The 11,491-nt window shown below is 65.2% G+C and carries 8 protein-coding genes and 1 pseudogene; 3 read left to right on the top strand and 6 right to left on the bottom strand.

Translation table 11 applies throughout. The features are described from left to right. Positions 1-336: 336 nt before the first annotated feature. Positions 337-639 carry a PAS domain-containing protein gene (locus CKO28_RS29235; protein WP_338050238.1) on the top strand — a complete coding sequence of 101 codons (303 nt, stop codon included), beginning with the start codon at positions 337-339 and terminating at the stop codon, positions 637-639. Here CKO28_RS29235 and CKO28_RS29485 read toward each other — a convergent pair. The 4 genes and pseudogenes from CKO28_RS29485 to CKO28_RS24590 form a co-directional block, all read right to left on the bottom strand. Continuing rightward, positions 626-1,006, bottom strand: a pseudogene (locus CKO28_RS29485) (sensor histidine kinase). The gene CKO28_RS29235 and the pseudogene CKO28_RS29485 sit on opposite strands and share 14 nt — an antisense overlap. Positions 1,007-1,092: 86 nt before the next feature. Further along, positions 1,093-2,769, bottom strand: a complete 1,677-nt coding sequence (locus CKO28_RS24605) for a sensor histidine kinase (RefSeq protein WP_200343540.1) — start codon at positions 2,767-2,769, stop codon at positions 1,093-1,095. After that, complete coding sequence (locus tag CKO28_RS24600) at positions 2,750-3,709, bottom strand: EAL domain-containing protein (RefSeq protein ID WP_200343539.1); 960 nt, start codon at positions 3,707-3,709, stop codon at positions 2,750-2,752. Before CKO28_RS24600 ends, CKO28_RS24605 begins: the two co-directional genes overlap by 20 nt. Before the next feature lie 1,127 nt (positions 3,710-4,836). Further along, entirely contained in the window at positions 4,837-6,537 is a 1,701-nt protein-coding gene (locus tag CKO28_RS24590; protein WP_200343537.1) for a methyl-accepting chemotaxis protein, read from the bottom strand. A gap of 232 nt (positions 6,538-6,769) precedes the next feature. On the opposite strand from CKO28_RS24590, the gene CKO28_RS24585 reads away from it, so the two are divergent. Together CKO28_RS24585 and CKO28_RS24580 are read left to right on the top strand one after the other, a co-directional pair. Further along, positions 6,770-7,249, top strand: a complete 480-nt coding sequence (locus CKO28_RS24585; protein ID WP_200343536.1) for a PAS domain-containing protein — start codon at positions 6,770-6,772, stop codon at positions 7,247-7,249. A gap of 45 nt (positions 7,250-7,294) precedes the next feature. Beyond that, entirely contained in the window at positions 7,295-7,669 is a 375-nt protein-coding gene (locus CKO28_RS24580) for a PAS domain-containing protein (RefSeq protein WP_200343535.1), read from the top strand. 87 nt (positions 7,670-7,756) lie between these two features. On the opposite strand, the gene CKO28_RS24575 is transcribed toward CKO28_RS24580, so the two are convergent. Then, on the bottom strand, positions 7,757-9,643 hold the full coding sequence (locus tag CKO28_RS24575) for a PAS domain-containing sensor histidine kinase (RefSeq protein WP_200343534.1): 1,887 nt from the start codon (positions 9,641-9,643) through the stop codon (positions 7,757-7,759). A gap of 84 nt (positions 9,644-9,727) precedes the next feature. Then, a partial coding sequence (locus CKO28_RS24570; RefSeq protein WP_207168921.1) for a methyl-accepting chemotaxis protein occupies positions 9,728-11,491 on the bottom strand: 1,764 nt, incomplete at its 5' end.

The raw sequence follows: 11,491 nt of genomic DNA, 5'->3' as shown, positions 1-11,491 counted from the left end.
TCACGCATATAGAGTGCCTTCTGCTGGTCGGTGATGGGTCTACCGGGCAACCGCACCTCCATCGACTTGATCGACAGAGTTCTTGTTTTTCCTGCGGTCGCCCTAACGATCCGCACCGGCCAGTTTCTACCCGAAAAGACGGATCCACCGGGGCCAGCGCGATCCACAAGGCCCGGCCTCACCGACGGCCGGCCGACCTACGGCGCGCGACTGGGGGCGCGCGGTCGGCCGGCCTGTTCGGCCGGGCCTGTGGATCGCCCCGAGCCAGCCGTCACCGGTCAACGTGGCTGACGCTCACCGGCCACCGTTGTTGTCGCAGAACAACAGCCGGACGAACTGCCGTTCGGCGTTCTGAAGCTCGACGGCCAGGGTCGGATTATCGGCTACAACCGGCTCGAGGAACAGATCGCCGGCGTCGACTATTCCACCTATCTCTCGCACAACTTTTTCAACGAGATCGCGCCCTGCATGGACAACCCGTTTTTCCGCGGGCGCTTCGAGGACGGCATCGCCGAGGGCAACCTCGCGATGGACTTCGAGTTCGAGAGCGACCTCGATCCGCGCGCCGAGCACATCCGGGTCCGGATGCTGAACGCCGGTGAACCGAACGCCTACTGGATCTTCATCAAGCGCCTGTAGCGCCGACCCCGTCGGTCTCGCCGGCCGCCCTCTCGCACGCGCCGCCCGATACGTGATCCGCGCGGCACAGCGCCGGTAAATGCGCTGTCATCTCGGTGCCGCCGGCCGGGGCGGTCCCGATGTCCAGATGGCCCCCATGCGCCTCGGCGATGCCGCGTGCGATGTAAAGGCCGAGTCCGAGCCCGTCGTGGCGCCGGGCGGGGCTGTCGTCGCTCTGCTGGAACGTCTGCAGGAGCCGCTAGCGGGCTCCTTCCGGGATGCCGGGCCCTTCGTCCCAGATCCTGAGCGCATACCCACCGTCCTCGGTTCCTTCACCCACGACCTCGACCGTCGTCGACGGCGGCGAGAACTTGATGGCGTTGCCGATCAGGTTGTTTTTACGCGCTTTAACCGGTTGATCTCATGTGCGGGTCGACCCGGATGGGACACGGCTGCCAGCTTAGCGGCCGCCGGTCACGGCGCGGAGGTCGAGGAAGCTTCAAACGAAGCAATAGCCTTAACAGGACGGGTCTCGGCGACAAGTGGCAGGTATATCGCTACGGTTGTTCCATGATCGGGAACGCTGTCTAACGTTAAGCGGCCACCGTGAGCCCGGGCCAGTTGGGCGGTTAGCGGCAGGCCGATTCCAAGGCCCTCGGCGTTGCGCGACAGCGAGCCGTCGACCTGCTTGAAGGGGTGTAACACTTCGTGTTGCAGATCGTAGGGGATGCCGATACCGGTGTCGCTCACCCGGATCGCCAGTTCGCCGTCCTCCAGCGCTGCAGTCAGAGTGATCCGGCCGCCGGGATCGGTGAATTTCACCGCGTTGGTCAGGAGATTGACCAGCATTTGCCGGAGTTTCTGTGGGTCTGCGACCAGCTCCGGCAGGTCCAGGTCGGGCTTGACCGCGAGCTCGATCCCCTCGCGCCCGGCTTTCTCGCGCACGAAGGCCGCGCAGGTATCCAGCAAACGCGCCACCTCGATACCGTCGGGGCGCAGTTGCAGCTCGTCCAGCTCCAGCTTCACCACATCGATGATGTCGTTGATCACGCCCAGCAGATGCCGGGATGAGGCCAGGATATCGTCGACGTAGGCGTTGTAACGCTCGTCCCCGAGCGAGCCGAACAGCTCCTGATCCATGATCTCGGAAAAACCGATCACAGCGTTCAGTGGCGTGCGTAGTTCGTGACCAACCATGGCCAGGAACTGGTTCTTCGCCTTGTCCGCAGCCTTCACGCGATCTAGAGCTGTGGCCAATTCAGCATTCTTCGTGCGGAGTTCGCCGAGGGCCGCCTCAAGCTCGGCGCGATAGTTGCGCGCCCGCCGATCGGCGGCAACCTCCTGCGTCACGTTACGAGCGGAGCCGTGGAAGCCGATGAAGTCGCCGCTGTCCTCGTTGAACTTCGGGATGCCGGAGATCTCGAACAGCCGCTCATCCGGCGTGCCGCCGGCGACGACGTAGAGCACCCGCTCGAACGGCGCCCGTCGGCTTGCTTTGAGCCGCCGCTGTTTGGGCACCTTCGGATTCTGCCTGACCTCGCCGAGGTCGAAGAGGTTGCAGCCGATCGCGCTTACCGGGTCGAAGCCAAGCACGCCGTCGTCGCGCGTGCTGGAGTTGGTCAAGATCCAATCCGCGTCGACCTCCCACACCCAGTCGGAGACGGTCGAGAGGATCTCCTCGAAACGGCCGCGCAGGGCGCGCACATCGGCAATCGCCGCGCGCGCCCGGGTCACTTCAGCGAACGTGCCGATCAGCCCACGCAACTCCCCATCCGGCATCGATACGGCGCGGTGAAGACCTTCGAAAGTACGGGTTTGCTCCGGTGTGCCGCCCGGGAGTCGCTCGGTCTGGCGCACTGGCTCGGTCGCCCGGGCAATCCGGCGCACGAGCGTGTTTGGTAGGCGGTTGCCGTCGCCCAGCAGGGCGGGGGCGAGCTCGCTATCGAACGCCGGGTTCGAGAAGATCACCCGGCCGTCCGGCGCGGCGATGTAAAGCGGCGCCGTGAGTTCCAAAAGCAGCGGCCAGGCCGCGTCCAGGATCGCCGTGTCGCCAGCCGGTTCCGCGGCGGCCTCGGGCGGTCTCAGGGGAACGACATCCGGGCTGGTGGCCGTGTGGGTCACCGTCGCCCGGCTACTGGGCGGCGTGTTCATGACCTACGTCCCCGGCCGACGTTTTTGCTTGCGCTTCGGTCGGATTGACGGGGTTGGCAAGATAGTTCACACCGTGCTCGTACAGCCAGTTGGCTTCCGGGCTGGTCGGATCGGCGTAGGCGATCGTGTCGATCCGCAGGCGATGCGCCATCTCCAGGAGCTTGCGCGCGATCACGCCGCTGTAGGGATCGCCCGCCACACCGGCGACCAGGCGAGGGGCGAGCCAGGCGTATTGCGGGCGCAGGTGCTGTAGCAGCTCAAGCGCGCCAACCCCGCTGCCGAGTTTGCCAAGCGCGACTTCGTAGCCCTGCTCGTGGTAGTAGCTTAGAATGTTTTGCAGATGCCCGAGGTCGTAGCCGCCTTTCGGGTGGTTTAAGGTAAAGACGATATTTTCCGGGGGCAGGCCGACACGCTTGGCGGCGTCGACGGTGGTGCGCAGACAGTAGACGGGATCGTAGATCGCCGCCGGCTGGAACTCGACGAACACCGGTGTATCGATGTTCTGCGCCGGCGCCGCCTCGATGCAGGCAATGCGCGCGCTACGATCCAGTTGGTGCAGGAGGTCGGCGCGACGGGCCAGATCGAATACCATTTCGGGCGGCTCGTTCATTTGCGGGAAGCGTAACTGCGCTCCGTGCGCCATGATATCATCATGGTCGTCCGCGAAGACGATCGGCGCGAAGCCGACCTCAAAGGCGTTATCTGCGAGCGTATCGAGCAGCGGTCCGGCGCGCAGGTAGTTCAGGAAGGTGTCCAGCGCGTTGACGCGGGGATAATCAGCGAACCTGGGCGTTTCGCCCGGTGCCAGGGCGAGGGTGCGCGCGGCTCGGCGCTCCTCGGGCGACAGCGTCTCGGTCAGTGCCAGCAGGGACTGCCTGGTCGCGTCGTCGGCGACTTGGAGGATCATGCCCTCGCCGTCGGCCGCGGTCTCGAAGGGCACACCGCCCGACTCAAGATGCTTTCTAATCTTGCCGGCGCTGTGGCCGAGCGGGGGCCAGAGGTATAGGATCGAAGGCGCGTCCGGACGCGCCGGCAACCGTTCACAGCGTTCGCATCCTGTCCCTGTGGAACTGCAGGCCATACTTCGTATTTCTCCTGAGCGCGCAGGGCGCTGACCTAGTTCTTTTGGCCCCTTTTGCGACGAAAAGTGGCAGCCACCGCCAGGGACCATACGAGCAAGCTATCGGACTTGACGCTAAGAAAACGTAAAAGGCGGAGAGGGGAATGCAATGAACCCATGGCTATAACTGACACGCATGCTGGGACCAGATGGTTCAGGGGATATAGGTCGGCGGTTATACAGGGGTTCGGCGTATCGGTCTGAAGGTTCCGTGTGGAACGGCATCGAGCGTGTAGGTACCGTCTGGCGTTTTGTTTAGACAGTTTGCTTCACTGGGAAGCTTTGTCGCATCGGTGTTCAGGACGGGGCGCAGTTTGTAGGCCTTGACGTGCTGCGCAGCTTTACCGATCTGCCTGTTTGGTCGGCGCGGTCGCCCGTCCGCGTTGGCCGGCCCCGGCGCGCTGGGATACGGAACCGCGTGCTGGGGCCACCTTTTGGTATCTAGCGCCAGATAATGCGTCGAGAGATAAAGCAGTCAGGCGACACCCAAATCGGTAAATCACCGATATCCCTTGGGATAGGCTGATAAACCGCTGCACACAGCGATGAACCTTTGACAGGGCGACACGACGAAATGCTGACGGCATCTTGTGGTCATCTAACAGAGCAAAAGGGGTGACAGGATGTCGAATGTTCTCAGCTTCGCAACCCGGAACAACGATTTGGATGCCGGTTCTAACGACAGGTCCTTGGCGGGCGAGGTGTCCAAGCTCACGGAACTTGCTCGCAACACCCGGCAGGCCGCTGGAGATGTTGAACGCGCGGTATCGCGCTTGGAGGACATGGATCTGGCTGCGCGGGCACGTGAGATCGCTGAAGCGAAGCGAGCAAGTCTGTAAAACAAGATCCCGATCTTCTGCCACAGGTTATCGTGAGGGACGGCCGGGTTCGTTCTCAAGTCGCTACCGAACGAACCCGGCGTTTACCGTGTAGCCGACGCCGGATGATCAGGCCGCCTGCATTTCTTTGACATAACTTCCGATCTGCTGCTTCAGGCTCTCGCCCCGTTCGGCGACCTGTTTCGACGTCGTGGCGACCTGCTCTGCCGCGGAAGCCGTCCCCTGGGAGGCTTCTTTTAGACCGTCGATGTTCTCGGAAACCTGCTGAACACCCTGCGCGGCTTCCTGCACGTTCCGGGCGATTTCCTGTGTGGCTGCGGTCTGCTCCTCGCCGGCCGACGCCACGGAGGACGCGATCTCGTTCAATTCCTGGATGGTCTCGGAGATCGTCTGCATCGCCGGCACGGTGCTCGCCACACCTTCCTGCATCTCGGTGATCTTCCCGGAGATCTCCTCGGTAGCTTTGGCCGTCTGGGAGGCGAGCGACTTCACCTCGTTGGCGACCACCGCGAAGCCCTTGCCGGCGTCGCCCGCCCGGGCGGCTTCAATCGTGGCATTGAGCGCCAGCAGATTGGTCTGCTCGGCGATGTCCGAGATCAGGGTCACGATTTCGCCGATCTTGTCAGCAGCACCCTTGAGTTCCTCGATCCGCTGCGTCGCCGTCTGCGCCTGATCGCCGGCCTTGTCGGCGATCGCGGAGGTCTTCTGGACCTGCTGGCCGATTTCTTCGATCGAGGAGGTGAGTTCCTCGGTCGCCGAGGCGACCGTCTGCACGTTGCTGGACGCTTCTGTCGAGGCCGCGGCGACGGTCTCCGTCTGGTTGCTGGTCTCTTCCGCCGTCGACGCCATCTGCTGGGCGGTGCTCTCCAATTCCTGCGCGGCGGAGGCGAGCGTTCCCATGGCCTCGTCGACCTCGCGCTCGAACGCGTCCGTTAGCTCCTGGACCTGGCCGGCGCGCTCTTCCTTGCGCTTGGCCTCGGCCGCTTGTTCGTCCACCATCCGCCGGTTCTCGAGCGCGCCGTCCCGGAAGACAATGAGCGCCTGGGCAATGTCCCCGGCTTCGTCTTTCCGCTCGCCGCCGTAGATCTCGATCTCGAGTTCGCCCTTGGCGAGCTGGTTCATGCCAGAGATCGACCGGGCGAGCGGCTGCACGACGCCTTTTCGGGCAACCACCAGGCCCGTGCCCAATCCGGCCACGATGCCAACACCGGCCACGACGAGCATGACGGTCATCGCCATCGTTTCCGTTGCGTGCGCTTTGTCAGTCACGCGCGCCGCGTTCCCTTCGACGGCTTGGACGTATTCGCTGGCGCGCGTGCGCAATGCTTCTGCCTGATCGCGGCTCTTACGCACGGATGCGACGACCGCCTGCTGCGCCGAGGTCAGCTCGACGTTCGCCGCTCGCTCGGCGGCCGCCAAGGTGGCGTCGAGATCGCTCAGGTAGGACTCATAGCTGGCCGCGATCGCGTCGAGCTTGGCGCGGTCACGTGGGTCGGCCAAGGATCGGGCGGCTTGCAGTTTTTCCTGAAAGGCCGCACGTACCTCGGCGACCCGCTGCTTGATCTCGCCGACCATGGTGGGATCCGCGGCGGCGGCGTACTCCGCTCGGTTCAGCTCAACGACGTCCTGCGAGATGCGCGCGCCGAGCTTAACCGCATCGCCCGTCTCCTCAATGGCCGTTGCCGCCGTCGTCACACGGTCCAGGCCCAACGTCCCGACCCCGGCGACCAGCGCGGCAACCACGCCCAGCAACCCGACCACGAACAGGATCTTGGCGGCCATCGAGAACCGACCCAGTTGGCGTTCCATCTCTCTAATCCCAAGTTTAGTGGTGCCCGCATATCTCGGTCGCATTGAGTGCGCGCTCGAACCATTGATATCTCGTAAACGATCGACCAAATTTTCTGATCTTTTGCGGGCGCAAGGGACCTGCGCGCATTGCCTGAACAGGTACTTTGAGGTGCGCCATTATCCTGTACGTTGATATTCGCGAAACCGCTTCTACTTAGCATGCTCGGAACACGGATGCGGAGCGCAGCAGTTGTTCGATGATAAAACCCTGGAGCGTGTGCGCGGTAAGCTCCGGTCCGCCGAGCTGCTCGATCTCGCCGACTATTGGGACCGTCTCAGAGGCGATCGCGGGATGCCGCGGCGGGAAGACATCGACACGGCCGATCTCGAGCGGCACGCGCCCCGGCTGCTTCTGGTCGACGTCTGGCCAAGCCCCCTGCGGTTCAGCTTACGGTTTGTCGGACCCGAGCTGGAGGATATGGTGGGTCGACGTATGACCGGAGAGGTCCTGACCGACGAGACGCCGATGTTTTTCAAGCCGTATGCGGCATGTGCCGATGGTGTTAGGGCGACGCGCGAATTTCTCTCCTTCGACTTCGGCGACGGATCGGAGCCGGGCTCGTTCGAACGCCTTCTGTTACCGCTGTCGGACGACGGCGAGACGGTTGACGGCATACTCGGCGAAGCCGTCTACACCAAACTGACAACGGATCCGAGCCAGCTGATGTAGGTTCCACCAGCCAGATCATTCAACGACGATGGGCAGAACGAACACATGACGACGACCTTCGGCGATCCGGATCTTGCCGCCAAAGTGGATGCGATGACCCAGGAAGAGCTGAATGAACTGCCGTTCGGCGTTCTGAAGCTCGACGGCGAGGGTCGGATCATCGGCTACAACAGGCTCGAAGAACAGATCGCCGGCCTCGACTATTCCAACTATCTCTCGCACAACTTTTTCACCGAGATCGCGCCCTGCATGGACAACCCGTTTTTCCGCGGGCGCTTCGAGAACGGCATCGCGCAGGGTAACCTCGCGATGGACTTTGAGTTCGAGAGCGACCTCGATCCGCGCGCCGAGCATATCCGGGTCCGGATGCTGAACGCCAGCGAACCGAACGCCTACTGGATCTTCATCAAGCGCCTGTAGCGCCGCGCCCGTCGGTCTCGCCGGCCGCCCTCTCGTACGCGCCGCCCTATACGTGATCCGCCCGGCACAGCCCCGGCAAATGCGCTGTCATCTCGGCGCCGCCGCCCGGGGCGGTCCCGATGTCCGATGGCCCCCATGCGCCTCGGCGATGCCACGGGCGATGTAGAGGCCGAGGCCGAGCCCGTCGTGGCGCCGGGCGAGGGTGTCGTCGCCCTGCTGGAACGCCTGCAGGAGCCGCTGGCGGGCCTCTTCCGGGATGCCGGGCCCTTCGTCCCGGATCCTGAGCGCATACCCACCGTCCCCGGTTCCTTCACCCACGACCTCGACCGTCGTCGACGGCGGCGAGAACTTGATGGCGTTGCCGATCAGGTTGCTCAACAGTTGCCGCAGCAGCCGTTTGTCCGCTGTTAGCCGCTCGGCCTGGACACACTCTGCGACGACGGTGACGCCAGCTTGCTGCGCCGTCGGCCCGAACTGCTCGGCCGTTCTGCGAACGAAGTCTTTGACGTCGAAGCGCTCGGGGTGAACCTCCAGGGTGTTCATCTGCAAGCGTGTGACGTCCAGGACATCGGTGATCAGCTGCAGCAGGTGGTGGCCGCTGTCGAGGATGTGCTTTGCGTAGTCCCGATACGTCGGGGTGCCGAGCGGGCCGAAGCTCTCGGCCGCCATGATCTCGGAGAAGCCGTTGATCGCGTTGAGCGGGGTCCGGAGCTCATGGCCCATGGTCGCTAGGAATTTCGACTTCGCCTCGCTGGCCGCCTCCGCCTCTTTCCGGGCGGCAATAAGCTCCTGCTCGAAGCGGTGCCGTTCGGTGATGTCCTGCACGATCCCGGCCAGCCCCTGGACAGCGCCGGTACGATCCCGGATTGGCTCGCCCACGGCGTTGACGACGTACGCGCCGCCGGGGGTCGTGATCCGGAAGGTCGCGTCGTAGCGTTCGCCGGTGCGGCACGCCCGGTCGAGGGCCTCGCGTTGGTCTTCCAGGTCATCCGGATGGACGATCGTCTCGAACGCCGCGCGCGACGTCCGGGCGAAGTCGCTCGGCAGCCCGAAGAGCTCGCGGCACTCGTCGTGGTTCTGGAAGGTCTGGGTGGCGGTGTCGAAGTCCCAGCCGCCCATGCGCCCGATCCGCTGGGCCTGGCTGAGACGGGCGGTTTCGCGCTTGAGGCGCTGTTTCTGCTCGACGAGCGGGGAGACGTCGCGGGCTTCGTGCATCAGCAGGACGATCCCGCCTGACTCGTCGCGCACCGGCTTGATCGAGACATCCAGCGTGTGCGGTTCGCCGTGGCGGCCGCGGCACTGGGCCCTGAACTGGACGAACGTCCCGGCGGCGGCGCTGGCGACGGCCTCGCGCAGCCGCGCCCGGCTCGCCTCGGACACCTGCCACCAGGGCGTGTCCCAGTACGGCCGGCCGATCGCGTCCGCGCCCCGGACATCGCCGAAGTGCAGCGCGGTCTGGTTGACGGCGAGCACCGTGCCGTCCGGCGCCAGGACCGTCGCCAGCTGGAAGGACTGGTCGAACAGCGCGCGGTAGCGCTGTTCGCTCTCTTCGACCGCCCGCTCCAGCTGGCGCCGCTCGGTCACGTCGTCCTGGACGGCCAGGAATGCGCGCAGCGCTCCGTCAGCGCTCTTCATGGGGGAGATCGACCAGGCCATCACGAACGGGCTGCCGTCGCGGCGGTAGTTGACGGTCTCGCCCTGCCAGCCTTCGCCGCGGACAAGCCGTCCCTGGAGATCCCTGAAGATCGTTCGATCGGTCTCCGGGCCCTGCAGCAACGACGGGGTCCGGCCGACCACGTCGGCCCGCGACCATCCCGTCATCGCCTCGAAGGCGGGATTGACGTAAAGGATGCGTTGGTAGCTGCCGCTGAGCCCGGGCTCGGTCACCACGACCGATTTGGGCAGGGCATCGAACTGGCCGGCCAGTTCCACGACATCTGGTGCGGCGCTTAGGGACAGGCTTATCATGGTCATCGGTCTACGAGGCCCCGGTTCGAGAGGGTCAGTAAGCTATGCGCGTGCCGCCCGGCTCACGCGCATAGCCGGGCGGCACTATGCTTACGCCGCCACCTCGCGGACGTAGGCATCGACGGCCGTGCGCAGCTCGCTCGCCTGCTGCGCCAGGGCACCGGCGGACGACAACACCTGCTCGGAGCCGGCGGAACTCGCCTGGGCGCCCTCGCGCAGGCCCTGGACGTTGCCCGCGACCTCCTGCGCCCCCTGGGCGGCCTGCTGGACGTTGCGGGTGATCTCCTCGGTCGCTGCCGCCTGCTGGGTCGCGGTCGAGGCGACCACCCCGGAGATCTCGTTCATCTCCCGGACGATCTCAGCGACCTGCTCCATTGCCGGCACGGCTTCCTGCACCGAGCCGCGCATGCGCTCGATCTGGGCTGACACCTCCTCGGTCGCCTTGGCGGTTTGCTTGGCGAGGTTCTTGACCTCGCCCGCGACCACCGCGAAGCCCTTGCCGGCCTCGCCGGCGCGGGCGGCCTCGATGGTGGCGTTGAGGGCGAGCAGGTTGGTCTGCTCGGCGATGTCGCTGATCAGCTGGATCACGCGGGTGACCGCATCGGCGCCGGTCTGGACCTCGGAGACCTTGGTCATCGCCGTGCGGGCCTGATCGTTTGCACGCTCGGCGATCCCGGCGGTCTTCTCGACTTGGCTCGAGACCTCGTGGATCGAGGTGGCGAGTTCTTCCGTGCTCGAGGCGACCGTTTGGGTATTGGCCGAGGCCTGCTCCGAGGCGGCCGCAACGTTGTCGGTCTGATGCGACGTCTCGGTCGCGGTGGCCGACAGCGTGCTCGCCGTCGCCTCCAGCTCCGTCGAGGAACTGCTCAGCGTATCGAGGATCTGATCGACGTCGCCGCGGAAGCGCTCCGTTGCCTGCTGGATGCGCTCGGCCTCCTGGGCCTTGCGCTCGGCTTCGGCCTGCTGCTGTTCGGCCATCTCCAGCTGCCGTTGCGCGTTCGTCTTGAAGACATCGAGCGCTTTGGCCATCGAGCCAATCTCGTCCGCGCGGCCCAGGCCGGGCACTTCGACGTTACGCGCCCCGTCGGCGAGTTGCGTCATCGCCTCAGTGATCTGGCGTAAGGCCGCGGAGATCTTCCCGCCGATCAGCCAAGCTGCCAGGGCGCCCAGCGCGATCCCGCCGACCGCGACGGCCAGCATCAGGCTTTGCGTCGTATCCGTTGTGGCGGCCGTCGCGTTTTTCAGGATTTTCTCGTCGGCGATCACGCTGGCCTGGATGGCCTCGGCCCCCGCTTCCACCGCGCGGCCGTCTGAAGCGATCGTTTCCTGGATCACGCGGTTGCGCTCGACGATCGCTTCGCGCGCGCCGGCGAAGGCCTCCCGGTACTGCGGCAGCAGATCGCGCACCTCGCCCAGCAGGGCGCGCCGGTCGGGGTTCTGCAGGCCGGCATCGAGCGTCTCGAGCCGGCCGTCCAGCTTGTCGAACTCCGCGGCAACGCGCCGCGCGGCGGAGGTCTCGTTGCGCACAAGAAACTTATTGGCGTAGAGGCGCGCCAGCAGCAGGTGCTGGTTGGCCAGCGCCGCATCGCTCGCGCTGGCGTAATCGCCGTCGGCGTAGGCGCCCTCGCTGATCGCGGTCAGGCGTGTCTGGACGCCCCCACAGATGCAAGCCCTTTTTCCTCGGGTCCGGTGTAGGCATGCGGTCAGGTGCAGTCGTGTCTTCGGCCTCTCGATGCGGCCGTTACACGCCGCGGGCCTGTATGGAGATACGCGGACCGGGTCCAATACGCTTACTCGCACTGTAGCGTGCAGCGCCTTCGTGCTGGTTTTCCCGACCCCGTCTCGATGACCGTT

The sequence above is a fragment of the Rhodovibrio sodomensis genome (assembly GCF_016583645.1).
GTDB classification, from domain to species: Bacteria; Pseudomonadota; Alphaproteobacteria; order Kiloniellales; family Rhodovibrionaceae; genus Rhodovibrio; species Rhodovibrio sodomensis.
This window is presented reverse-complemented; position numbering and strand designations above follow the sequence as displayed.